At 46.4% G+C, this 23,216-nt stretch carries 24 protein-coding genes and 1 tRNA gene; 9 read left to right on the top strand and 16 right to left on the bottom strand.

Translation table 11 applies throughout. The annotated features are described in order from the left end of the window. The 6 genes from M0R47_RS11495 to flgB all read right to left on the bottom strand — a co-directional run. A partial coding sequence (locus M0R47_RS11495; protein WP_292554698.1) for a flagellar basal body protein occupies positions 1 to 184 on the bottom strand: 184 nt, incomplete at its 3' end. Between the two features lie 147 nt (positions 185 to 331). Beyond that, the gene (flgF, locus tag M0R47_RS11500) at positions 332 to 1,072 is read right to left on the bottom strand and encodes a flagellar basal-body rod protein FlgF (RefSeq protein WP_292554701.1); all 741 of its coding nucleotides are present in this window, start codon (positions 1,070 to 1,072) and stop codon (positions 332 to 334) included. Positions 1,073 to 1,146: 74 nt separating this feature from the next. Then, a complete protein-coding gene (locus M0R47_RS11505) occupies positions 1,147 to 2,946 on the bottom strand; it encodes a flagellar hook protein FlgE (RefSeq protein ID WP_292554703.1) in 1,800 nt (599 codons plus the stop codon). 15 nt (positions 2,947 to 2,961) lie between these two features. After that, positions 2,962 to 3,645: a flagellar hook assembly protein FlgD gene (locus M0R47_RS11510; RefSeq protein ID WP_292554706.1), complete on the bottom strand. Its 684-nt coding sequence runs from the start codon at positions 3,643 to 3,645 to the stop codon at positions 2,962 to 2,964. 10 nt (positions 3,646 to 3,655) lie between these two features. After that, the gene (gene flgC, locus M0R47_RS11515) at positions 3,656 to 4,072 is read right to left on the bottom strand and encodes a flagellar basal body rod protein FlgC (RefSeq protein WP_292554708.1); all 417 of its coding nucleotides are present in this window, start codon (positions 4,070 to 4,072) and stop codon (positions 3,656 to 3,658) included. A 2-nt stretch (positions 4,073 to 4,074) separates the two neighbouring features. Then, positions 4,075 to 4,470 carry a flagellar basal body rod protein FlgB gene (gene flgB / locus M0R47_RS11520; protein WP_292554711.1) on the bottom strand — a complete coding sequence of 132 codons (396 nt, stop codon included), beginning with the start codon at positions 4,468 to 4,470 and terminating at the stop codon, positions 4,075 to 4,077. Positions 4,471 to 4,759: 289 nt separating this feature from the next. Here flgB and flgA point away from each other — a divergent pair, with 289 nt between their 5' ends. The 5 genes from flgA to M0R47_RS11545 all read left to right on the top strand — a co-directional run bounded on the left by flgA (position 4,760) and on the right by M0R47_RS11545 (position 8,133). Beyond that, positions 4,760 to 5,458 carry a flagellar basal body P-ring formation chaperone FlgA gene (flgA, locus tag M0R47_RS11525; protein WP_292554714.1) on the top strand — a complete coding sequence of 233 codons (699 nt, stop codon included), beginning with the start codon at positions 4,760 to 4,762 and terminating at the stop codon, positions 5,456 to 5,458. 91 nt (positions 5,459 to 5,549) lie between these two features. After that, positions 5,550 to 5,846, top strand: coding sequence for a flagellar biosynthesis anti-sigma factor FlgM (gene flgM / locus M0R47_RS11530; RefSeq protein ID WP_292554717.1), 297 nt, complete (start codon positions 5,550 to 5,552; stop codon positions 5,844 to 5,846). A 10-nt stretch (positions 5,847 to 5,856) separates the two neighbouring features. Then, entirely contained in the window at positions 5,857 to 6,351 is a 495-nt protein-coding gene (locus tag M0R47_RS11535; protein ID WP_292554719.1) for a flagella synthesis protein FlgN, read from the top strand. A gap of 241 nt (positions 6,352 to 6,592) precedes the next feature. After that, positions 6,593 to 6,669 (top strand) — tRNA-Arg (locus M0R47_RS11540). Positions 6,670 to 6,873: 204 nt separating this feature from the next. Continuing rightward, on the top strand, positions 6,874 to 8,133 hold the full coding sequence (locus tag M0R47_RS11545) for a DEAD/DEAH box helicase (protein WP_292554722.1): 1,260 nt from the start codon (positions 6,874 to 6,876) through the stop codon (positions 8,131 to 8,133). 42 nt (positions 8,134 to 8,175) lie between these two features. On the opposite strand, the gene dbpA is transcribed toward M0R47_RS11545, so the two are convergent. From dbpA to ffh, 9 genes are all read right to left on the bottom strand, one after another. After that, on the bottom strand, positions 8,176 to 9,564 hold the full coding sequence (dbpA, locus tag M0R47_RS11550; protein ID WP_292554725.1) for an ATP-dependent RNA helicase DbpA: 1,389 nt from the start codon (positions 9,562 to 9,564) through the stop codon (positions 8,176 to 8,178). A 663-nt stretch (positions 9,565 to 10,227) separates the two neighbouring features. Beyond that, complete coding sequence (gene lpxA, locus M0R47_RS11555; RefSeq protein ID WP_292554727.1) at positions 10,228 to 11,001, bottom strand: acyl-ACP--UDP-N-acetylglucosamine O-acyltransferase; 774 nt, start codon at positions 10,999 to 11,001, stop codon at positions 10,228 to 10,230. Between the two features lie 3 nt (positions 11,002 to 11,004). Continuing rightward, positions 11,005 to 11,889, bottom strand: a complete 885-nt coding sequence (gene xerD, locus M0R47_RS11560) for a site-specific tyrosine recombinase XerD (protein ID WP_292554730.1) — start codon at positions 11,887 to 11,889, stop codon at positions 11,005 to 11,007. Continuing rightward, complete coding sequence (locus M0R47_RS11565) at positions 11,886 to 12,371, bottom strand: MGMT family protein (protein WP_292554733.1); 486 nt, start codon at positions 12,369 to 12,371, stop codon at positions 11,886 to 11,888. Before M0R47_RS11565 ends, xerD begins: the two co-directional genes overlap by 4 nt. Before the next feature lie 143 nt (positions 12,372 to 12,514). Next, a complete protein-coding gene (gene rplS, locus M0R47_RS11570; RefSeq protein ID WP_292432912.1) occupies positions 12,515 to 12,856 on the bottom strand; it encodes a 50S ribosomal protein L19 in 342 nt (113 codons plus the stop codon). 13 nt (positions 12,857 to 12,869) lie between these two features. Next, positions 12,870 to 13,607, bottom strand: a complete 738-nt coding sequence (gene trmD, locus M0R47_RS11575) for a tRNA (guanosine(37)-N1)-methyltransferase TrmD (RefSeq protein WP_292554736.1) — start codon at positions 13,605 to 13,607, stop codon at positions 12,870 to 12,872. 8 nt (positions 13,608 to 13,615) lie between these two features. Then, positions 13,616 to 14,122, bottom strand: a complete 507-nt coding sequence (gene rimM, locus M0R47_RS11580) for a ribosome maturation factor RimM (protein ID WP_292554739.1) — start codon at positions 14,120 to 14,122, stop codon at positions 13,616 to 13,618. 6 nt (positions 14,123 to 14,128) lie between these two features. Further along, positions 14,129 to 14,380, bottom strand: a complete 252-nt coding sequence (rpsP, locus tag M0R47_RS11585) for a 30S ribosomal protein S16 (RefSeq protein WP_292554741.1) — start codon at positions 14,378 to 14,380, stop codon at positions 14,129 to 14,131. A gap of 117 nt (positions 14,381 to 14,497) precedes the next feature. Beyond that, positions 14,498 to 15,859: a signal recognition particle protein gene (gene ffh / locus M0R47_RS11590; protein ID WP_292554742.1), complete on the bottom strand. Its 1,362-nt coding sequence runs from the start codon at positions 15,857 to 15,859 to the stop codon at positions 14,498 to 14,500. Positions 15,860 to 16,105: 246 nt separating this feature from the next. Here ffh and ccsA point away from each other — a divergent pair, with 246 nt between their 5' ends. After that, positions 16,106 to 16,900, top strand: coding sequence for a cytochrome c biogenesis protein CcsA (gene ccsA, locus M0R47_RS11595; protein WP_292554745.1), 795 nt, complete (start codon positions 16,106 to 16,108; stop codon positions 16,898 to 16,900). 224 nt (positions 16,901 to 17,124) lie between these two features. Here the strand turns inward: ccsA and M0R47_RS11600 are convergent, their stop codons facing one another. Next, positions 17,125 to 17,325 (bottom strand): hypothetical protein, encoded by a 201-nt coding sequence (locus tag M0R47_RS11600; RefSeq protein ID WP_292554748.1) that lies wholly within the window; start codon positions 17,323 to 17,325, stop codon positions 17,125 to 17,127. Between the two features lie 313 nt (positions 17,326 to 17,638). Between M0R47_RS11600 and M0R47_RS11605 the strand changes: the two genes are divergently transcribed. The 3 genes from M0R47_RS11605 (at position 17,639) to M0R47_RS11615 (ending at position 23,215) form a co-directional block, all read left to right on the top strand. After that, a complete protein-coding gene (locus M0R47_RS11605) occupies positions 17,639 to 18,478 on the top strand; it encodes a flagellin (RefSeq protein WP_292554751.1) in 840 nt (279 codons plus the stop codon). A gap of 89 nt (positions 18,479 to 18,567) precedes the next feature. Continuing rightward, a complete protein-coding gene (locus M0R47_RS11610; protein WP_292554754.1) occupies positions 18,568 to 21,102 on the top strand; it encodes a 6-hydroxymethylpterin diphosphokinase MptE-like protein in 2,535 nt (844 codons plus the stop codon). 421 nt (positions 21,103 to 21,523) lie between these two features. Beyond that, positions 21,524 to 23,215, top strand: a complete 1,692-nt coding sequence (locus M0R47_RS11615; RefSeq protein ID WP_292554757.1) for a radical SAM protein — start codon at positions 21,524 to 21,526, stop codon at positions 23,213 to 23,215. The last annotated feature ends 1 nt before the right edge of the window (position 23,216 follow it).

Consider the following 23,216-nt stretch of genomic DNA (forward strand, 5'->3'; position numbering starts at 1 on the left):
GGGTATTTTGCGTGGATTGTCCGCCAACTTGGCGAAGATTCTGATACATCAGGTCTTCAAAGACAGCCCGGCCTCTCTTAAACCCTGTGGTATTGACGTTTGCCAAGTTATTGGAAATAACCGCCATTCTTGTTTGCTGGGCATCCAGACCGGATTTAGCCACCCATAATGCACGTTCTGTCATGATAATCTCCTCAGTGCCAATTTATTGTCTTGCTTAAACTAAAGCATGATCCATGCCAGATTTAATTGAACCTCAGATACCCTCTCAATTTCCAAAAAAAAAGCCGAGCTAGGCTCGGCTTTGTTAGCAATCTTGCGGCAATTGCTATCACATCTGCATCAGCTTGGCTCCTGCCGCAGAGTTTTCATCGACGCTCTTCATCACCTTGGTTTGCATTTCGAAATTCCTTGCCAGCTCAATCATGTCCACCATGGCGCTGATCGCATTGACGTTGCTGCCTTCCAATACGCCCTGCGCCAGTCTGACATCTGCATTGACCGCCACCGGCTGGCCATTTTTAGCGCGCAGCAAGCCATCAGTGGATTTTTCCAGATCCTCTGAGGCCGATTTAACCAGCTTAATCCGACCGACCTCCACCTGGGTTGTCGCATTACCGGAACCCAGCGGGATAATGCTGATAGTGCCGTCACTGCCTATGGTGACTTTTTCCGCCGGTTGAATGGTGATCGGACCATCCTGCCCCAGCACCGGCAAACCAGCGCCGGTCTGCAAAAAGCCTTCCGGAGTAATGTGCAAATCACCGGCACGCGTATAAGCTTCCTTGCCATCCGCGCCCTGTACGGCAAGATAACCTTCGCCGTTAATCGCCACATCCAGGTCTCCGCCCGTTGTCTGCATCGCGCCGGTGGAAAAATCTACTCCCGGCTTGTCGTTCATGGCATAAACCCGGGTAGGAAAACCCGCACCGTAAACAGGTCTACTGCGGAATTGCTCTAAGTCTGATTTAAATCCGGTGGTCTGGGTATTCGCCAAATTATTGGCGTTTGCCGTTTGCGCCAACAACGTTTGCTTGGCGCCGCTCATTGCGATATATAAACTACGATCCATAACAGCTCCCCTTAAACCAGAACTTTAAAACAAAATTAAAGCAAACATCATTCCAACAGCTTCAAGCTATCAAACTATGCATTCAGGATAGTTTGTATCAGGGTTTTTTCGGTAGTAATGGTTTGGGAATTAGCCTGATACGCCTGCTGGGCAATAATCAATTTAACCAACTGTTCGGATAAATCCACGTTGGAGCCTTCCAGAGCTGATGACTGAATGCCGCCAAAATTATTATCGCCGGCCGCACCATAAATAGGCGCCCCTGAAGTGGAAGTCTTCGCCCAGGAAGTATCGCCTAATTTGGCCAAGGATTGATTGCTTTGAAACCGCGCCAGCGCCACCTGCCCTAAAGCCTTGGAACCGCCGTTACTGTACCTGGCAAACACCACCCCTGTGTCATCGACATCGATGCCGGTCAAATTTCCGGCAGGCAAACCATCCTGGTCCAGACCATTGACGCTAAAAGGCGTAGCGAACTGGGTACTGCCAAAAAAGTCTATATCGAACGCCATCGGATCAACACTGATATTAGGATCAATGGACGCTAAGTTAATAGACCCAAAATCCACCTTGGTTGTTTGCGAAGAGCCGGCGGCGGCAGCCGCAACTGCCGCATTATAATTATTGGCCGCAGTCTGGGCGGCAGTTGCCGCTGCTGCCGCAGCAGCGGCAAGAGTGGCAGCACTGTCAGCCGTGGCACCATCAACAACAAGCGCCGCTGCAGTGGCATAGGCTGACGCCGCAGCAGCGGCAGCCGCCGCAGTCGTTTTAGCGGTAGTAGCCAGCCCAGCGGCGGCGCCAGAAGTACTATTAATAGTTGCAGCTGCCGCTGCCGAAGCTGTAGCAGATGCCGATGCCACCAAGGCTTTGGAAAGAGCTGCTGCAGCAAGCGGCGCGGTATATGCTCCGCCATTCGCTGGCGATACAGCGTTAGCTGATACTGTTGCAGCCGCCGTATCGGTAACCGTCGTATTCGCCGTCGTTACAATCGCCGCAGACTTAACAGCGGCAGCACGAGCCCCCACTTCATCAAGCAATCCGGATTCGGTAAAAGACATCGGTATGGGTAAGCCGGGAGTATTAACTGTTGCTGACACTGTCGATGCCGGCGCTGTTGCGGGCGGCACAGCCTGCCCACCCGTCGTAATGCCAAAACCATCGAGAAACAGATAGGCATCCCATACGTTAGCCACCGGTGTTTTCACATAATAAGTCGATGCGATATGCGCATTACCCTGAGTATCATAGGTAGTGACTGATGTTGTATTGTTATAGGACAAAGGATTGGTAGGATCAAATATTGTCGTTGACGGCTGATTGGCAGCTCCGTTGATATTCAATTTCATATTGATATTTTCGGTGGCGTTAGGCAAGCCTTGAGCAGTATCGATCGTCAATGGCCTGAAAACGCCGACGCTGAAGCCCTCCGCGGCGGTCGTGCCGTTTGGCGCAAAAGCCAATAAATACTGGCCCTTGTCATTAACCACATTACCTGAGCTGTTTAACTGAAACGCACCGTTGCGGGTATAGGCGCTGGGAACCGAAGGATCTACCGGTGCGGTTGGGTTGGCAGGATCGGGAAGATTCACGTCGTCGGCCAATACAAAAAAACCATTGCCGCTGACGGCAAGATCGAGGCTGTTCTGGGTAGACTCGATATTGCCTTGATTAAATTGTTGAGCCACTTCGGTGACTTTCACGCCGGAGCCCGGTTGAGTCTTGCTAACGCCACCAATACTGGTGGCATACACGTCCGCGAATTCCGCCCGCGACTCTTTAAAACCGGTGGTTTGCGAGTTGGCAATATTATTACCGGTTACCTGTAAATTTGTTGAGGCAGCTTTTAAGCCGCTTAATGCTGTTGCAAAACCCATGTTACACCCCCAATTCTAAAGAATTTGTTTAATCTCATTAAAATTGACACTGCCCAATCCGGTCAGATCAACCTTTATACCACTTGCGCCACTACCCATGGTTACACCTTCAACGCGCGAGAAAACTTCTGTTTCCAACGCGGTATTTTTTCCATCAATAGCTGTTGTGGCTTGAATTTTGTATACACCTGGGCTAACCATGACCTCATTTGAATTCAGGCCATCCCAAACAAAAGGCAATTTGCCCGCGGCATGAGCCCCCATATCCTTAGTTAAAACAACTGCACCTGTAGCCGCATCGGTTATCGTGACCTTAACGTTGGCTGCGCTGCTCGATAAATTAATATTGCCTGCTATATTGCCTCCGACTTCTAAGTTTCCCTGAGAGCTCGGCACAGATACATGTCGCCCTACTAAACTCGTTGCCTGCAATGCCTGACTAGAGTTGATTGAACTGGCAAAATCACCAAATGATTTTTGCAAATCCTGAATACCGGATACCGTCCCGAACTGCGCCATTTGTGTTATAAACTCACCATTTTGCATGGGTTGCGAAGGGTCTTGATGGGTCATCTGGGCAGTCATTAATTTTAAAAACTGCTCCTGTCCTAATGACGTTTTTTTAGGTGTTCCCGCCGTATCCGATTTGGGTGTGACGGTTAAGCTGCTGTAATCATTTGTTGCGCCTTGGATAGCCATTTTTATCTCCTTACTGCCCCATTTTTAATGTCTGAAGCATCATCTGCTTTGCCGTATTCAACACTTCAATATTATTTTGATAGGAACGCGATGCTGACATCATATTGGCCATCTCTTCGACGGTATTAACGTTCGATTTAAAAATGTAACCGTCGCTATTGGCCATCGGATGGTGCGGGGCATATTCCATCACAGGAGCGTCCTGGCTCTCGACCACGCCCAGCACGTTCACCTTACTGGTAGCGTTCTGCGTATTCATGGCCTTATCTAATTCAGCGGCAAACACCGGCTGTCTGGATTTATAAACCTCCGCCGCGCTACTGGCGACACTGTTCGCATTGGATATGTTGCTTGCGACCAGATTAAGCCTTAAGTTCTGTGCATTCATGCCGCTGCCGGCAATATCAAATATACTTAAACCCGCCATGACTATTGCCCCTTCAGCGCGGTCATCAGACCGGAAAACTTGTTATTGATGAACTGCAAACTGGCCTGGTACTGCACCGCATTTTCAGCGTACTTGGCTTGCTCGACATGCGCTTCGACGGTATTACCGTCCAATGAAACCTGATTGGGGTTCCGATACATGACATTTGCGCCAAATACTGGTTGCTGCTGTGGCGCAATATGTCCCGCATGGGTCCGCTCTATGCTCACGCCAGGAGCCATGCTTTGTTTTAGCACCGACTTAAAGTCCATATCTCGCGCTTTAAAGTTCGGTGTATCGGCGTTTGCCAAGTTAGCGGCCAGTATCTCGCCCCGCTTTTCCCGAAAAGCCAGAGCTTTAGGCTCAATGCCAAGTGCTGCGTCAAAGTTAATAGCCATGATGTACCTCCTGATTATTTATGCAAATACCAAAGCATGTGATATGCCAAATATATATATTCCATAAAGAATCAATAAGATATATTTTTTACAATTATTTATCTCTCCTCCACAGCTGATTATGCTTAAAATACTTTTGAATAATCCGGCAAAAAATAGCCGCTAATAAATAATCGATAAACAGACCGGCAAAAATACAAAGCAGCATGTCAATAAATTGACTGGCACCTAAAAATAACAGCGCATCAATCATGTGTCGCAATATATAAGCCATACAAAGGTCTTAACGATGATAAAAAACATCCTACTCATTTTGGTATTGACCTTTATTTTTTTTACCAAGGCTCATGCGGAACAAGGTTGGCAATCACACGAATCCATTGCTGAGGCCGTTAAAGCTTATATTGCGCAAAATATAAACCTGCTGGGTGAATATGAAGTAAATCTAACTCCGTTGGACAGTCGATTAAATTTGCCTCAATGCGCCGAACCGGTGGAGGTGTTTACAACAACCGGCTTAATTAAGGCGGGCAGAACGACTATCGGCGTGCGGTGTAATACAGAAAAAAAGTGGTCGATTTTTACTTCAGCCATCATCAAGACTTACCAAATGGTCGTGGTCTTATCTCAACCGATACAGCGAGGAGAAACCTTTACCCGACAACATCTTGCAATCGAAAAAAGAGAGGTGTCTAATCTCAGGGAAGATTTTGTCACTCAGCCAGAACAAATCGAAAATAAACAGGCCACACGCCAACTCAATACCGGAGCCATTCTCAGCCTAAAAAATCTTGTCATACCAAGACTTGTCAAAAGAGGAGATAAGGTCGTTATCAGCACGACAAAACCGGATTTTTCTATCAGAATGAGTGGGGTAGCGATGATGGATGGCGCCAAGGGGGAGCTTATCACGGTTAAAAACCAGAACTCGGGACGCGTCATTAATGCAACCGTTATAGAGCCTGGATTGGTCTCTGTTGATTATTGAACTCTCCAACTAACCTATTAAATAAAAGCTAAAGTTTCTTGCCGCACTGCCGATAAAGATTGCAAATGAAGAACACATTGAGGAATCTAACATGGCCATCGAAATAACCGGCAGAACGAACAGCCCAACGCCCATCAAAACGCCCCCAAAAGCTAGCGTTGAGGGTGAAAAAAAAGTAGCTGTTACAACCACCCCTGAAAAAGACGACGTTGTTGCTCTTACGACAACAACTCAGGAAATAAAAAAGGCCTTTGGCTCATCCCCTGCATCGCTCGTGGATATTGACAGGGTCAACTCCATTAAAAAAGCGCTTGCTGATGGAAGTTACCAAGTCGATGCCGAAAAAGTTGCCAAGAAATTAATTGATTTTGAGAAATTAATGCCATAAGTGCATAGCCATGATAAAACAGACCTATCCCATTACAGAGCAACTCATCCTCAATGCGCTACAACTGGCGCAGCAGCTTTACCAGGAGCTCAATCGGGAGGCTGATGCCTTAAAAAACCTGCACCAGGCTGAACTGATCAGCAGTATCGCCGCGAATAAAAAGCAACTGGTTGTGCAACTGGAGCAGTTCAACACGCAAATCGCCCAAGTTTTGGCAACGGAGAAATTGCCTAACGATCAGGACAGTATCAAGGAATATTTTAACCGGGCTGAAACAGCCGGTCTGTCAACCGCCGAATCAGCCGGCAACTGGACTCAACTCATGCTCGTCTGCGCGGAATGCAGAAACCTGAATGAGCAAAACGGTGCGGGCATTGATCTTTTATCTCGTCACACCAAGCGCTCACTGGACATTTTGAAAGGCAAGCCGGAGTTTGCAAATACTTACGGCTCTGACGGTTCAGCCCAAAGCGACCGGTATAGTCGTACCCTGATTTCGGTATAACCACTTCTTCGTGCTCGGCACATTATTAGAATAAATCCTACCGATTTTGACTGAAACAGCCATCCTTGCGCCCAGTCGGCGCACATTAATTTAAGTAACTGTTTAATAACCTCATTATTTAACGACACATCCCGACTGATGTGTTTTCTGGCAATAAAACATCTTCTTTCAACTCATCGATGCACTTCGAAGAGAACAAATGAATTAAATACCCATCTATGGTACAATCTTCTCTGTTTTTGCCCCGATAGCTCAGCTGGATAGAGCGGTCCCCTCCTAAGGGACAGGCCGGTGGTTCAAATCCGCCTCGGGGCACCATTAATATCAACAACTTAAAAACACTCCAGCTTACACCTACCCGCGACAAGAGACCGCACCTAACGCCATACTTAATAAAACGCCAATATTCCAGCAATTAACTAACCCTGTTTTTTGCCGCGTTTTTATTTAATTTTCAACACCCTTTTCACAATGCTGTAAGACGCTTGTCATCAGCAACCTTTTATTGAGACTCTAACTAATATGCCATTTACCACCCTCGGTTTATCTGACCCACTGCTGCGCGCCATTGCCGACGCCGGTTATACCACGCCATCCCCGATCCAGTCGCAAGCTATTCCCGCCGTTTTAAAAGGCCATGATGTCCTGGCTGCGGCACAAACTGGGACAGGGAAGACAGCGGGATTCACCCTACCGATCCTGCACCGCTTATCACAAAAGTCTTATAACAATAACCGGCCGGTCAGGGTATTAATCCTGACCCCAACCAGAGAACTTGCTGCGCAAATAGGCGAATCGGTCAGTAAGTATGGGGCGCATTTGCATCCCCGTTTAAAATCCGAAGTCGTGTTTGGCGGGGTAAAAATCAACCCGCAGATGATGAGATTAAGAGGCGGCGTCGATATACTGGTCGCCACGCCAGGTCGACTTTTAGATTTGGTCAACCAAAATGCGGTCAAGCTCGATCAGGTAGAAACACTGATACTTGATGAAGCCGACCGCATGCTGGACATGGGCTTCATCCGGGACATCCGTAAAATTATCGCCTTACTGCCGAAAAAGCGCCAAAACCTGTTGTTTTCGGCGACCTTTTCAGAAGACATTCGTAAACTCACCACAGGGCTTCTGGTTAATCCGATAAAAATCGAAGTTGCTCCGCGCAACACCGCCGCGGAACTGGTCGAGCAAATCGCTTATCTGGTTAATAAAGCCAACAAAACCGAGCTGCTCTGTCACTTGATAAAACAAAATAACTGGCAGCAGGTTTTGGTATTCACTACCACTAAGCACGGCGCAAACCGGCTCACCGAAAAACTCAACAAAATCGATATCAAGGCCGCCGCAATACACGGCAATAAAAGCCAGGGCGCCAGAACCAGTGCATTGGCTGGCTTTAAGGCCGGTGAAATCAGAGTGTTGGTAGCAACCGATGTGGCGGCTCGCGGCATTGATATTAACCTGTTGCCTCATGTGGTCAATTTTGAATTGCCCCGCGCTGCGGAAGATTACGTGCATAGAATCGGCCGCACCGGACGCGCAGGCGAGGAAGGCCAAGCCATCTCATTGGTATCGCATGATGAATACAGTAGTTTGAGATTGGTTGAAAAACTGATCGGCAAGGAAATTAAACGCGAACAAATTACCGGTTTTGAGGCGTCCGCAATTGCACCGCCGATGCCTCCGGAACCGCCACGAGGCCCGCGTCCTGCCAGAAACTCAAGCCAGCGCCGCAAACCCGCCGGCAACCAAGCCAGTCAAAAGCCTAGAGCAAAAAGCGCTTAGCTTCTTGCTCAAGTCGGGTTACGTTGTGCTAACCCGACAACCTCATCCCCATTGGGATTTGCGAACGTTAAAATTGCGTCCCTTTATTTTGCCGTTCCTTAAGCAAGCCAAGGCCTTGTCGACGCTATCACGTTTGATAGCCACGTAGGCATGGGCATCAAAAATATCAATTTTGCCCACTTCACTGCCTTCGATTCCCGCTTCGCCGGTTAACGCGCCCAATATATCTCCCGGACGTACTTTATTCTTGCGCCCGCCGTCTATCCATAAGGTCACCATCGGCGCTTCGAAGCGCAGCTCTAAGCTCATCTGGAACGGCGCAACTTCATCCCATTTAGCGGGAGTATTTTGATACTCTTCAATCGTCTTAACCCGGTTTAATTCCTTTTCCGTGCATAAGCTTAACGCCAAACCTTTTTTACCGGCGCGGCCGGTGCGCCCGACTCGATGTACGTAAATTTCAGGATCCCAAGGCAATTCATAATTAATCACCGCCTGCATATCCTTAATATCAAGGCCCCGCGCAGCAACGTCTGTCGCCACCAGCACCGAGCAGCTCTTGTTGGCAAAACGCACCAACACCTGATCCCGATGCTTTTGCTCTAAATCGCCATGCAGCGCCTGGACCGAGAAGCCGCTGTTTTCAAGCGCACTCGCCACGTCTTGGCAATCTCTTTTGGTATTGCAAAAGACCACGGTTGATTCAGGGCGGTAATAGGATAAAAGATAGCCCAGCGCGTTTGTCCTTTTCGACTTTTCTACCTGATAAAAACGCTGCTCGATATCGCTGTCGTGATGGCTGGTTTCGATGCTGACGGAAACCGGCTTAAACTGGAATTTTTGACTCATCTCCCGAATAGGATCGGCGTAAGTCGCCGAGAACAGCAAGGTTTGCCGATGTGTCGGTGCGTATGAGATCACGTCGGTAATGGCCTCTTCAAAGCCCATATCCAGCATTCGGTCCGCCTCATCCAGCACCAATACTTTGAGATTACTCAAGCGTAAACTGCGTTTGCGCAGATGTTCCTGTAACCGTCCAGGGGTACCAACAACAACATGGACACCATGCTCCAACGAACCCAGTTGTGGCCCGAAAGGCACGCCGCCACATAAGGTCAGTACCTTAATGTTTTGCGTAAATCGGGCCAATCTACGAATCTCCTTGCAAACCTGATCGGCAAGCTCCCGGGTCGGGCAAACCACCATCGCCTGAACCCTGAAACTGTTCAAGTCCAGCTTGGACAACAGTCCAATGCCAAAAGCGGCGGTTTTGCCGCTGCCGGTTTTGGCTTGCGCTATCACATCCCGGCCCTCAAGAATATGCGGCAGGCTTTCCGCCTGGATAGGCGTTAAATGGGTGTATCCCAGGGATTCGATGTTTTCAAGCAGGGCGGGTTTTAAAGCTAGGGAGGAAAATTTGGCAGTGTTCACAAAGACTCTTTATGTTGACGCAAATGGCGGCGAACTGCCGTCATTCAATCGCTTATGATACCAGATACGGGACATTTAAGCCGGACAAGGTTGATTTTTCAGTATAAATTCAATCTGGGGGATGCAGAGACGGCATTCCCATGCCGAAGAGATTGTGAAAGTATTATCCAAATCAGGCTGAAAGGGTTATTTACCACAGAGAACACGAACGACTGCACGGACGCAGGAGGTAGAGCAACGCATGGAGCAGTTGCCGAGGACACAGAGAAAATAATCTCATTAATTGAATATATTAAAAACTCCGTGTTCTCGGCAATTGCTCCTGCATTGCCTACACGGATGTAGGTACTTAGCGTGAGCACGACTGCACGGATGCAGGAGGTAGAGCAACGCAGGAGCAGTTGCCGAGGAGCGAAAGCTGCGCCTAGAGCGCCTACTGTTGGTGCTCTCGATTGCTGTTCCCGACGCAATTCTACCTCCCCCATCCTTGGGGTCGTACCTCCTGCATAACCCACAGGGATGTGGGGAATGCAGAGAAATGACAGGATCATTTCCTGTCCGTGCAGTCGTCTGTGCCCTCCGTGGTTAGTCTCTTTAATCGAATACTTTCACAGCCTCCGAAACATGGGAATAAAACACAACAATTATTCTAATGATAGCTGGCTAACCCGACACATCGACAAAGCCATGCAAGCCGCGTTTGGACTTAACCGCCAGCCAGTCCTTCAATTGCTTTAACTCTTCGGTTTCTTCCAGACCATCCAGGCTTTGTTTGTTTTTCAACAACCGGAATGCCGACGACAGCACTTTATAGCGCTCACCGGTAATGCCTGCTCGCCTTAGCCCGACGGTATTTAACTTGTAATGCCGGGCGGGGCGTCCGCCAATCAGCATAAAGGGAATGACGTCCATATTCAGGCCGGTTGTACCTTGCACTATCGCATACGAACCGATCCGACAAAACTGGTGTGCGACCACAGCCCCGCCGATGAAAACATTATTGCCGACCTCGACGAAGCCGCCGATCGCGACATTATTGGCAAATATCGTGTTATTCCCAACTATGCAGTCATGCGCGACATGGCTGTTGTTCATAAAAAAACAGCCTGAGCCGATACGCGTCTCGGCATGTTCTTTGGAGGCTCGGTGAGCGGTAAAACCTTCCCTGAAAACATTATTGTCGCCGCAGATAAGCCAGGAAACCGTTTCCGGCTTAAAGCTGGTATCTTGCGGCAATCCGCCCAATACGGCATGCGGATGTAAAATATTGCCGTCACCCATTTTCACATGACTGTGCACTACGGCATGAGCGCCTACTTGACAATTAGCACCCAGCTGCGCACCTGTTTCAATAACGGCAAAAGGCCCTACCGTAATATTGTCCCCCAGTAATGCATCCGGTGCTATATATGCGGTCGGGTGAATATTTTGAGCCATCTTTTATCCTCTTGGATGATATTTTGAATGTAGTTCTTTTAGTCTTTCGCGGGCAATATGGGTATAGATTTGTGTGGTCGATAAATCCGAATGTCCCAACAATAGCTGTACTACGCGCAAGTCGGCACCATGGTTTAACAAATGCGTGGCAAAAGCATGCCTTAAGGTATGCGGCGACAACTCTTTGTTGATCCCGGCTTTTTTCGCATGACGTTTGATAATATGCCAGAAAGCCTGCCTTGTCATACTGTCGGCCCGGTTGGTGACGAACAAATAGTCGCATTGATGTTCGCCTAGAATGGTCTTTCTAGCCTGGCTCATATAACTCTCCAGCCAGCTCATGGCTTCCTCGCCGACCGGCACTAACCGTTCCTTGTTGCCCTTGCCGATGATTCTGACCACGCCTTGCCGGAAGCTGATCTGTTCAAACTTTAAATTGACCAGTTCCGATACTCTAAGCCCTGTAGCATAAAGCATTTCCAACATGGTTCTATCCCTGAAGCCCAGCGCATTGGTAATCTCAGGTGCATCCAGCAATAATTCAACATCCTGTTCAGATAGCGATGTCGGCAATGGTTGACCGATGTGGGGCGATTCTATCAATGCGGTTGGATCGATTTTGATGTTGTTTTCGCGGATGTAATAGCCATAAAATCGCCGCAAGCTGGACAAAATACGCGCTGAAGACCTATTGCCTATGCCTTCTTTATAACGACTGGCAAGAAAGCTTGATAATTCTGCGCCATCAACTTCCAGCATGGATTTTCCGGCCAACCATTTGGCAAAAATCCTTAAATCACTACCGTAGGCCGAGAGCGTATTCTCACTCAAACCCTGCTCTACCCAGACTGCGTCTAGAAACTGGTCTATCAAAACGGTTGCGTTCATTTCTTATGGCTTGCTTCAAATTCCAGTAATTTGCATTTTATTGCCATCAAATCGCCTTCGGTTTTTCCGCAATAGCCGCCCATACCTGAAGCGGAAACCACTCGGTGACAAGGAATGATGAGCGCAAATGGATTGTCTCTACATGCATTACCGACTGCCCGAGCTGATGAGCCTATTTTTTTTGCCAATTCAGAATAAGTTACAGTCTCACCCAAAGGTATTTGGCAAAGCGCAGCCCAAACCCGGTTTCTGTAGTTACTACCTTGCTTTAACAGTTTAACGTTAATGGGTTTATCGACATCCCGCCAATACTGATTTAATTCATGCTCATCGGATTGATTCGAATAATCATCCAGCACCCAGTCCGTTTTGGTAATTACACCTTGCTGGCTATATAACACAAGCTGTCCTGCCGGCGTCTGAAGCCTTGCAATCTCTTCAACTCCCGAGCATTTTTCTACCCATTGAATTACAAATGACATCGAGCGAATCCTGAATGAGTTTAAGCATTCGGTAAGTATAAAATAAATCTGTAATTTTAAGCTTAAGCAATCAAACTATAAACCGCCAGCCATAAAAAAAGGCAGCTTAAGCTGCCTTTTTTATTTCATGTAAATCAGCTTGATTAAAGTTTTTCTTTAATACGAGCCGCTTTACCAGTCAAATCACGCAAGTAATATAGCTTGGCACGACGAACATCGCCGCGGCGCTTAACATTAATCTCGCTAATCATTGGACTGTGCGTTTGAAATACACGCTCAACACCGGTACCGTGAGAAATTTTTCTTACTGTGAAAGCTGAGTTTAATCCGCGATTACGTTTTGCAATTACGATTCCTTCAAAAGCCTGAATTCTTTCACGCTCGCCTTCTTTTACCTTAACTTGCACGACAACTGTGTCACCTGGACCAAAGTCAGGAATCTGTTTCAGTTGTTCCGCTTCCAATTCATCAATAATATTGCTCATACCACACCTTAATTTAAACCAACTCCACAATAAATTCTTTAAGCAAATTTTCCTGCTCTGCGCTCAAATTCTTTTCTTTCAATAAATCCGGCCGTCTCTGCCAAGTTCGCCCCAAAGCCTGCTTCATTCGCCAGCGGTCTATATCAGCGTGGTTGCCACCTAATAAAACCTCCGGCACCGAATGACTATCAACCTGTTCCGGCCGGGTATAGTGCGGGCAATCCAGCAAACCATCGCTGTGCGAATCCTGCTGGGCTGAATCCTCATCACCAAGTACGCCTGGCAGTAACCGCGTCACCGCATCAATCACTATCAACGCTGCAAGTTCACCACCGCTGATTACATAGTCGCCGATAGACCATTCCTCGTCGCAATCCAGCTCAACAAAGCGCTCATCAATGCCTTCGTATCGGCCCGCAACTAAAATTATCTGCGATACTTTACAAGCTTCGGCTAACAATGCCTGCGTAATCGGCTTGCCTTGTGGACTCAAATAAACCACTTTAGTGGTCTCAGAGTCTGCCTGTTTTGCATCACTAACCGCATCGTGCAACGGTTGATACTTCATGACCATGCCTGGACCGCCGCCATAGGGACGATCATCAACAGTTCTGTGTCTGTCATGGGTATAATCCCGAGGGTTCCATACCGACAAACTGACTATCCCGCGTTCAATTGCTCTTCCAGTTACACCGTAACCCGCAGCCGCTGTCACCATTTCCGGAAATAATGTTACAACGTCAAAACGCATGCTGTTAATTAAAACTCAGGATCCCAATCGACAATAATTTTACCGACATTCAGATCAACGTTAATTATCGTTTGTCCCTGTAAAAACGGAATGACCCGCTCTCGCTCTCCCTGGACAATGATCACATCATTAGCGCCTGTTTCCAGAAGGCTATCAACCACACCCAACTGAACGCCATCAATGGTTTCAACATTCAAACCAATCAAATCGGACCAGTAATATTCGCCTTTAGCAGCTTTGGGCAACTGGTCTTGGGAGATAAAAATGTCCCAGCCCGTCAGGCTTGCAGCTTGATCCCTATCATTAACACCAGCCAGTTGAGCGACTATCGTCTTGCCCTGCAGCTGTCCGTCAACAACATTAATTGTTTTCGTCTCGTCGTCTTTTTTCAACAACCAAGGAGAATAGGTTAAAATATTTTCCCTAGGATCAGTGAAGGAAAATACCTTAACCCATCCTTTTACACCAAAAACGCCGGAAATCTTTCCAACGCTTACATGCTGTTGCTTTGACAACGTAGTTTATGCTGCCGCTTTACGTGCGTCTTTAATTAATTTTGCAACGCGTTCAGAAGCCTGTGCGCCATTGGCCTTCCAATAATCAACGCGGTCGCTATCTAAACGCAATTTTTCTTCATTGCCACGCGCCAACGGATTAAAAAAACCAAGACGTTCAATATAACGACCGTCACGACCGCTTCTGCTATCGGTTACTACAACATGGTAGAAAGGACGATTTTTCGCGCCACCTCTAGAAAGACGAATGGTTACCATCTAAGTTCCTCAAAAAACATTTAGTCAAAATTTAATCGGCCTATTTTACTCGATTTTCTCTATAAGTAAAGAACAACACACATCCCATTGAATAAGCCGCCATTAACGCAACAATAATTATCTTCTCATGCCCATGCCGCGCACATTATTTTTTATGCCCCGCATCATATTTGCCATATTACCCGCTTTGAAGCGCTTCATCATTTTCTGCATCATCATAAACTGCTTCAAAATACGATTGACATCCGATAACTGCTGTCCGCAACCATCGGCAATACGCTTTTTCCGATTCCCTTTAATCAAATCAGGATAACGCCTTTCTTTCATAGTCATGGAGTTAATCACCGCGATCTGACGCGATAATTCCTTGTCATTAACCTTATCTTTCATTTCTTGGGGGATGCTACTCATGCCAGGCAATTTATCCAACATAGAGCCGACCCCGCCCATATTTTGCATTTGCAGCAATTGTTCCCGAAAATCTTCCAGATCGAATGACTTGCCTTTTTGCAGTTTTTTGACCAGCTTCTCAGCCTTAACCTTATCAACCTTCTGCTCGATCTCTTCAATCAAACCCAGTACGTCACCCATACCCAAAATACGGGAGGCAATACGGTCGGGATAGAAGGGCTCCAAAGCATCGGTTTTCTCGCCCATACCGATGAACTTGATCGGCTTGCCGGTAATGTGACGTATAGACAACGCCGCACCGCCTCGCGCATCGCCATCTGCCTTGGTCAGGATAATCCCGGTCAACGGCAAGGCATCATTAAAGGCTTTTGCAGTAATCGCGGCATCCTGCCCGGTCATGCTGTCAACAACAAACAAGGTTTCGACAGGATTGATTGCCGCATGCAACTCTTTAATCTCGCCCATCATCTCCTCATCAATATGAAGACGACCTGCGGTATCAATAATAATTACATCAAGAAATTTTTTCTTAGCGGCTTCAATCGCATTTTTAGCGATATCAACCGGTTTTTGGGAAATATCACTTTCAAAAAACTCTAACGAAAGATCATTTGCCAACATCTGCAACTGCTTAATAGCCGCAGGACGATAAACGTCAGCACTGACTACGCCGACTTTTTTCTTTTGGTTTTCTTTTAACCATCGACCTAATTTTGCCACCGTCGTGGTTTTACCAGCACCTTGCAAACCTGCCATTAAAATAATCGCAGGCGGGACAGCATTAAGGTTCAGCTTTTCGTTTGCCTCGCCCATCACGGAAACCAGCTCAGCTTGAACGAGTTTAATCAATGATTGGCCGGGTGAAAGACTCGACTGAACCTCTTGCCCTACCGCGCCTGCTTTGATACGTTCAATGAAGTCCGTAACCACCGGCAAAGCGACATCAGCTTCAAGCAGAGCCATGCGCACTTCGCGCAGGGTGTCCTTGATATTGTCTTCAGTCAAGCGCCCCTGACCTTTAATTTTTTTAAGCGTGCTACTTAATCGATCGGCTAAATTATCAAACATATCAGTGTCTTTATTAAATCTGAAGGAAACTATTCGCTAACACAAATGCGCTAGGACTATTTAACGGGTTATATTAACATAGCCTTCAAGGCCTTTGCATTAAACTCAAGGGAATTTAGGCGCACTGAGGAAGCGGATCATCGCCTTATATGAGAACAAATACTGCTTACTTACGCCCTACAGACAATAAATGCACACCTGACAGCGGTGTTATATATTGATCACAAACCAATAAAAGCGATCCTAATGAACACCCTATTCGCCACTCTTTCAATTTGTACTTATCTGGCAAGCGCACTGTCTATCGCCAGAGATACTCACCAGAACCAAAGACAACGCAGATCGCTTTACTTGGCTTGGGTAGCCGTATGTGCACACCTTTTATATACCACTATCGCTTTCGAACAAAATAATAGCTTCAATTTTAGCTTTATCAGCACCGCGTCCTTGATTTCACTAATTGTCGCCTTGCTGCTGCTCATGGCGACACTTAACAAACCTGTCGAAAAACTGGGGCTTGTAATATTTCCCATTGCCGCCATCATGCTGACATTGGAACTTAGCCTGCCTGAAAGACCGCATCCACTACATACCCACAATTGGCAGATGAGCGTTCATATATTAACCTCGATTATCGCGTTCAGCCTGCTAAACATTGCCGCCTTGCAAGCCGTTTTGCTCGCCATCCAAGACCAACAACTTAAAAGCCATCCGCCCAAGCGCTTCATCCAGTCGCTGCCTTCACTGCAAACCATGGAATCGCTGTTATTTCAAATGCTCGGCACAGGGCTTTTTTTCCTGACCATTTCATTGGTCAGCGGCTTCATTTTTATTGAAGATTTATTTGCCCAGCATTTAGCGCACAAGACCGTTTTATCCATTATCGCCTGGATTATTTTTTCCAGTTTATTGATAGGCCGGTTGCGCTACGGGTGGCGAGGAAGAACCGCAGTCCGCTGGACGTTAACAGGTTTTATTTTACTGCTGCTGGCTTACTTCGGCAGCAAACTGGTGCTGGAATTAATTCTAAATAAGACGTGATCTTCGGTATTTAACTTTGCCGATCTCAAAAGATTGACGCAGCTGAACCGATAAACGATGCACATCTATTGAATCTACCAAATGCGTGCTGCTTATCCTGTCTACCAACCACGTATCAATCATAAACTGAACCGCTACAAAAGAGCCTGACAAAAAAGAGCGACTTTTACGCCGCTCTTTTTCTTTATCTACATATCCAAGTTTTTCTTTTCAAGCCTGCCTAGTTAAGCATGCACATCAATATGCCCTGACCCCGTCACACCAGACGCAGAGTCTATAAGTTTTAAGGCCGATTCCCCTTTTGCCTTTTCAATATCCTGAGCTTTCTTAACCAGAGAAACTTCCACATCCTGCACCGCCGTTTTCTCTTTCATAAGAGCCGTTGCCAATCCTGCCGCACCTGCGCCACCTACTGAACCTACCATAAGAACCTCCTCAATTTAAATTTCAAAACTTTATCGACCTATTTGAGCAATACTTTAATGCTATCTACTAATCTCCCAAGCATCACTCTCAGCTTTAATATAAACGCCTTATTGTCACCGGTTAGATTTAGTGGCAAAAAACTGCCACTCATTCGAAAAAACCTACCGAACCCTCCGTCAAAAAACCGACCCCAGCCATTAAATATAAAATTATTTAATTTAATTTCAACAACTTAATTTTATTCATCTAGTGTTGGCACAAAAATAGCTTATTAAATTCCGACAAATATATTTTTTCTTCCAGGAGATAACTATGAGCATGATAATTAACACAAATATTGCCGCACTCAACAGTCAACGCAAGTTAAACCAAACCAACGATAGTCTATCGACTTCCATGGAACGTTTATCATCCGGTATGCGGGTTAACTCCGCCAAAGACGATGCGGCCGGGTTGGCGATCAGTAACAAGATGACCTCACAGATCCGCGGCATGACCGTGGCGGTCCGCAATGCCAACGACGGCATTTCCTTGGCGCAAACCGCCGAATCGGCGATGGGCACCATGACCGAAACCATGCAGCGGATGCGCGACCTGGCCGTGCAATCGGCTAACGATGCCGCAGTAACAACCTCAGACAGAGAAAAGATCCAGACCGAATTCAAGCAGCTGAATGACGAACTGGCCCGGATTATTGCCAACACCGAATTCAACGGCAAGAAAATCATCAATGGCTCGTTGTCCGGCGGCGCAGTTGTTCATGTAGGCGCCAATACCGATGCGGATAACCATATCTCGATCGATATTGCCAATTTATCAACTACTATCTCTAACGTTACCGTAGCCAGTATCGGCAGTAACGCCGGTCCGGCAGGTGCTTCAGCGGCGATCGATGCTATCGATACGGCTATTAAAGCCATTGATACCGCCAGAGCGAGTTTGGGCGCGATCCAAAACCGGTTTACCACCACCATCAGCAATTTGCAGTCTTCGATAGAGAACCAGTCAGCGGCCCGCTCACGGATCACCGATGCTGACTTTGCGGCGGAAACAGCCAGCTTGAGCCGTGCGCAGATCTTGCAGCAAGCCGGTACCGCGATGTTGGCGCAAGCCAATCAATCCACTCAGTCTGTTTTGAAATTACTGCAATAACGTCTACACTGTATGACAACACAGACACTGCCTGGCGGATACGTGGTCTAGGCAGTGTGTTCTCTTAGCAACCCCGACACAAAACCCCCATGACCACAGCTAATTTCACTCAAGCATCCGCTGCAGGCGCCTTAAAAACCAATGCCTTCGGTGACAGATACCTGTATAACATTAGTCGCGGTAGTTTTGACAGGGTTAGTGCGCAAGCAATATTCGATGCTGAATTCAGCATATCGCTGTTCAAGGAAGACGTCCTTAACATTATCATCGGAACAGATTCCGGTCTGTTGCCTAAATATGTTCAACAGCGGGGCATTCCTATTGGCTCACGCTTCCTTTTTATTGAGCCCGATCCAATTCTGGAACAATTACATCAAAACCAGTTACTTGACGACCTCCCGCCGGAAATTGTTTGCACCACGGCCTCGCAGTGGGAAGAGCATGCCAACGCATTCAAAATAAAAGAATACTCTTATATTGGCGGCATTAAGTCATTCAACGCCATTTGTGCGCAGCAGGTCGTTCTTGACGACTATGCCGAGCTAAACTGGCAACTGAGAGAATCCATAAATATCTTGAACTTTCGTTACTTTACAGCCATCGGCTGCGAAAGTTTTATTGTTCGCCAACTGGAGAATATTGCCGAAAATATTTTGCCGGTCACATTGCTAGCCGATGCGTATCAAGGCAAAGCCGTCATCATCCTTGCCGGAGGTCCCTCATTAACAACAGTGTTCCCGTGGCTACTGGAAAATCGGCACAAACTGGTAGTTTTTTCGGTCTCACGTATATCCCGGCAACTTATTGCCGCCGGGATTGAGCCGGATTTTGTATTTTCAGTCGACCCACAAGAAGAAAACATAGATGTAAGCAGAGAGATGTTTTTATTTAGCGACAAAACCATTTTTATAAATGGCTATCATGTTCAAGCGACCTTGCTTAACCAATGGCACGGCCGAAGCCTATATATGGGACCAAGATTGCCGTGGCAATCGGACCTCAATATTCACAATATGGGCGGCGTCGGCCCAACGGTAACCAACGCCGCATTGTCAATAGCGCACTATTTCGGTTTTAGCAAAATATTATTGGCCGGCTTTGATGTGTGCTATACCAAAGACGGCATTACTCATGCCAAAGGTAGCGACGAACAATTGGCAGGCCCAAAATACGACTTGATTCCTTTACAGGTTGAAACCTATAGCGGCGAATTCAGACCCACAAGCCATGGCTTTGCCATGCTTCTGTCAACGTTAGAGCAACAGGCAAAAATGATTACCGCCGATCATTGCGAAATCATCAATCTTGCTCCTTATGCCGCCAAAGTCGCACATATCGCCCATATTCCACCTGCAGAAATTACTCTCTCTGATATTCAAGAAGACGACATAACCGGCATAATACAGCGCATACCTCAGTTAACCAATGCTGCATTGAACAAGCATTATCAGGCAGTGATTGATGAACTGGAAAAAGCTGACTTTCAAATGAAAGCCATTACCAAATTAGCAAAAAAAGCGTTGGACATAAATCAACGCATGTATAACTCCGAAGGCAGGATTGAAAATTACAAGGAAAAACGAGAGTTAGACGACATTGAAAAACTGCTCAAAAGAAAACATCGACACTACAGCAAATTGGTAAAAAAGATTGGTGTACGGCATTTTATAAAAATGACCTCACCGCATGACTCCGATGATTGCAATGCGGAAAAAGCAAAAAAGCTGGGCAACATCTATTACCAGGCCTACCAATCGGGTGCGACAACCCTATCGAACCTGATCAATGCTGCGATAACCCGCACTAAAACCAGGCAGCAAGAGCTGAAAGAAACGCCCGACGTTGATTTTCTTCTTGAGCAGTGGAAGCAAGACAAAAGCTATCGAAGAGCTGCAATATGGTTAAAAAAGCATCCCTCCACCCATTATTCGGAACAAACTGTCATGGCATTACAAGCCATGCAAGATCAGTTCAACCAAGTGCTGATCAATCAGGAGACAGCTTTCAAGGCCAACACGGCCAAACACTCCACGCTGCCAATTTTAAAAAGCAAAATAAGCTTATTATTTAAGCACAAAAAAATCGATGATTTGAAAGACCTGAAAACCGGTTTTATCAACGATCCCAATCACGAAAACAAAGAACCTTATCTATTGCTGATAGATGCCTATCTTGCTGAACTGGAAAATGACGTAGAAACCGCCCTGGCCCATTACGACAGCATCATCAACCTGGATCAATCACCGCTACTTGAAGAAGCGCTGCTCAGGATTACCTCGATCAGCCTTGAACAGCATAACCAGAAAAATGCCCTCTTGGCGATGGATTGCCTTAGCCAGATATCGCCTACTTACCTACCCTATAAGGCAGAATTGGCTAGAATTCTCGGCGATTTCATACTGGCCATTGACAGCTATAATGCCTACATCAATTTTTTCCCGGAAGATATCTTAAATAAACTAAAATTGACTGCCCTCTATATCGACATCAAGGTTTATGAAGCGGCAGAGTTGATGCTGGAGCATCTTTTACAAGTCGCTCCAGACCTGGAATCGGCAATCGGCTTAAAAAATAGGCTTGCACAGATAAAACAGCAGCAGCTAAATCAGTCCGTTACAAATTAATAGGCACATCAACCTCAGAATCATCTACTTCATAAGCGGCTTGAAGCCATTATTTAGCTAATTTTAGTGATAGAACATGGATGAATTGATTGGATGAGTTTAAACGGATTTTCAAAGCCAGAAAAAACAGTCCGTTGGCCTTCTTAATAGAGAATAGAACTTCTTAATCTGTTAACAGCAATATCTCGATGAAAGACTATGAAACTGTTATGCGGAAGTGCTTACATCTGAAGCTCAACATGCACTAACAAAACTGGCGATTAATATAGTCTTATTAAAATTCCTCTATCTGTGCCAATCAATCAGTCAATTCAATGCCATTGGCGTGTTATTTCCCAATCGCTGAAGAGTTACATTTTTTGGCGAGACATCCGCAAGCATGCGCCACATTATTCAATTAAATACCCAAGGATTGTAGTCAATGAATAATCATCAATCGAATCACGCAAAACCCAGAATCCTGCTGGTTCGGGTACCCGAGGTGGAACTTAACTCCAGCGACGACATGCGTGCCACTGCCGTTTCAGGATTAGCAGTACCGCTTGGCCCGGCCTATATCGCATCAACCATTCGCCATCACGGGCAATATGATGTGCAAATATTGGATCTATATCTCGATCTCTTCGAAATATATGCGCATTCGCTTGATCACGACAAATCCCACGTGTTGGAAATTACCCGTAAAACCCTTCTGGATTCGATTGAAGATTACAATCCTTTGATTGTCGGCTTTTCTGCCCTGTTTTCGTTTCAGCACAATTTTGTTCAAGAACTTGCTGATTCGGTCAAAACACATTACCCGGAAATAAGAATCTATCTGGGAGGCTATGCGACCATTTTTCCGCAAATGGTCATGGAACAAATACAGAGCTTGGATGTATTGTTTATCGGAGAAGCAGAATCGACAGTACTAAAGGTTTTGGAAGAGGAAAACAACTTAAGAGACTTCGCCCAAATTTCCGGCATAGCCTACCGCGATCGTGACAAAATCGTCATCAATAACACGCTTTCCCGGGTTATGGATTTGGAAGAGATTCCCTTGCCTGCCTTTGACTTACTGAACACTGCCAAATACCGTCAAATATTAGGGCGTAGCGAATTCCCCATTCTGACCAGCAGAAGCTGTCCCTTTTCGTGCAATTACTGCTCATCCAAATTGTATTCAGGAAGAGGACTTCGGCTACGAAACACGGACTCCATTCTGAATGAAATTTCCTATTTAAAAAAAGAATATCAACTGGATTTGCTATATATCCGGGACGAATTATTCAATGGCAACAGAAAGCACGCAAAAACTTTGCTCCGAGGCATGATCGATCGGCAACTGAACATATCATGGTTTGATACCAACGCTTTCCATGTAAACAGCCTTGATGAAGAGTTCCTTGATTTATGCAAGGCCAGTGGCTGCATCGAAGCGATCTTTGCCATAGAATCCGGCTCCCCTCGAGTTTTAAAGGAGATCATGAACAAGCGCGTCGACCTTGATCATGCAAAAAAAATGGCGGAACACTGTCGCAAGATCGATTTGCCGATTCAATGCTATTTTGTGATTGGCAACCCCGGTGAGACGAAAGAAGAAATCCATATGACCATTGATTTTGCCGCTTCACTTTCTGCTGAAGGATGCGTTTTTTCAATTGCCACGCCATTTCCCGGGACGCAGTATTACGAGCTTGCGCTCGAAAAAGGTTTCCTGGTTCATGCTCCGGAAGACATTCTGCGCATGAAGTACATGGACGTGAATATGGAAACCGATAATTTCACTGCGCAGTGGCTGAAAGATACACAATATGATGCGAATATCCGAGTCAATTTTCTGGAAAATACATGCCTTTCAAGCAACAGAGAGGGGCTTGAAAAAGCACGCATTAAGTATGGAAGAATATTCCAGCAATATGATTTCCATGTAATTGCAGCCATCATGATGGGATATATTGACATCAAACTTGGCGATGTGGAAAAAGGGTACACAATATTCGCAAAAGCAGAAACCCTCTTACAAAATGAACATGTAAAGAAAGCTTTCTACAAATACCTATCGTGGAATACTTTGCCTACCGATACATTTAATAAATGGATGCAGTCCAAGATTTCTGGTGACGTTTTTTGAT

The sequence above is a fragment of the Methylobacter sp. genome, from assembly GCF_023227905.1.
In the GTDB taxonomy this organism is placed as follows: domain Bacteria; phylum Pseudomonadota; class Gammaproteobacteria; order Methylococcales; family Methylomonadaceae; genus Methylobacter_A.

What these genes read in the sequence shown, in the direction of transcription:
- ccsA (WP_292554745.1), top strand. Translation starts at nt 16,106, where the DNA reads ATGAACACCCTATTCGCCACTCTTTCAATTTGTACTTATCTGGCAAGC.
- trmD (WP_292554736.1), bottom strand. Translation starts at nt 13,607, where the DNA reads ATGCGTTTTGACGTTGTAACATTATTTCCGGAAATGGTGACAGCGGCT.
- M0R47_RS11545 (WP_292554722.1), top strand. Translation starts at nt 6,874, where the DNA reads ATGCCATTTACCACCCTCGGTTTATCTGACCCACTGCTGCGCGCCATT.
- M0R47_RS11605 (WP_292554751.1), top strand. Translation starts at nt 17,639, where the DNA reads ATGAGCATGATAATTAACACAAATATTGCCGCACTCAACAGTCAACGC.
- M0R47_RS11535 (WP_292554719.1), top strand. Translation starts at nt 5,857, where the DNA reads ATGATAAAACAGACCTATCCCATTACAGAGCAACTCATCCTCAATGCG.
- flgM (WP_292554717.1), top strand. Translation starts at nt 5,550, where the DNA reads ATGGCCATCGAAATAACCGGCAGAACGAACAGCCCAACGCCCATCAAA.
- M0R47_RS11565 (WP_292554733.1), bottom strand. Translation starts at nt 12,371, where the DNA reads ATGTCATTTGTAATTCAATGGGTAGAAAAATGCTCGGGAGTTGAAGAG.
- M0R47_RS11615 (WP_292554757.1), top strand. Translation starts at nt 21,524, where the DNA reads ATGAATAATCATCAATCGAATCACGCAAAACCCAGAATCCTGCTGGTT.
- flgF (WP_292554701.1), bottom strand. Translation starts at nt 1,072, where the DNA reads ATGGATCGTAGTTTATATATCGCAATGAGCGGCGCCAAGCAAACGTTG.
- xerD (WP_292554730.1), bottom strand. Translation starts at nt 11,889, where the DNA reads ATGAACGCAACCGTTTTGATAGACCAGTTTCTAGACGCAGTCTGGGTA.
- M0R47_RS11505 (WP_292554703.1), bottom strand. Translation starts at nt 2,946, where the DNA reads ATGGGTTTTGCAACAGCATTAAGCGGCTTAAAAGCTGCCTCAACAAAT.
- lpxA (WP_292554727.1), bottom strand. Translation starts at nt 11,001, where the DNA reads ATGGCTCAAAATATTCACCCGACCGCATATATAGCACCGGATGCATTA.
- flgB (WP_292554711.1), bottom strand. Translation starts at nt 4,470, where the DNA reads ATGGCTATTAACTTTGACGCAGCACTTGGCATTGAGCCTAAAGCTCTG.
- rpsP (WP_292554741.1), bottom strand. Translation starts at nt 14,380, where the DNA reads ATGGTAACCATTCGTCTTTCTAGAGGTGGCGCGAAAAATCGTCCTTTC.
- flgA (WP_292554714.1), top strand. Translation starts at nt 4,760, where the DNA reads ATGATAAAAAACATCCTACTCATTTTGGTATTGACCTTTATTTTTTTT.
- M0R47_RS11610 (WP_292554754.1), top strand. Translation starts at nt 18,568, where the DNA reads ATGACCACAGCTAATTTCACTCAAGCATCCGCTGCAGGCGCCTTAAAA.
- ffh (WP_292554742.1), bottom strand. Translation starts at nt 15,859, where the DNA reads ATGTTTGATAATTTAGCCGATCGATTAAGTAGCACGCTTAAAAAAATT.
- rplS (WP_292432912.1), bottom strand. Translation starts at nt 12,856, where the DNA reads ATGAGCAATATTATTGATGAATTGGAAGCGGAACAACTGAAACAGATT.
- M0R47_RS11510 (WP_292554706.1), bottom strand. Translation starts at nt 3,645, where the DNA reads ATGGCTATCCAAGGCGCAACAAATGATTACAGCAGCTTAACCGTCACA.
- M0R47_RS11600 (WP_292554748.1), bottom strand. Translation starts at nt 17,325, where the DNA reads ATGGTAGGTTCAGTAGGTGGCGCAGGTGCGGCAGGATTGGCAACGGCT.
- flgC (WP_292554708.1), bottom strand. Translation starts at nt 4,072, where the DNA reads ATGGCGGGTTTAAGTATATTTGATATTGCCGGCAGCGGCATGAATGCA.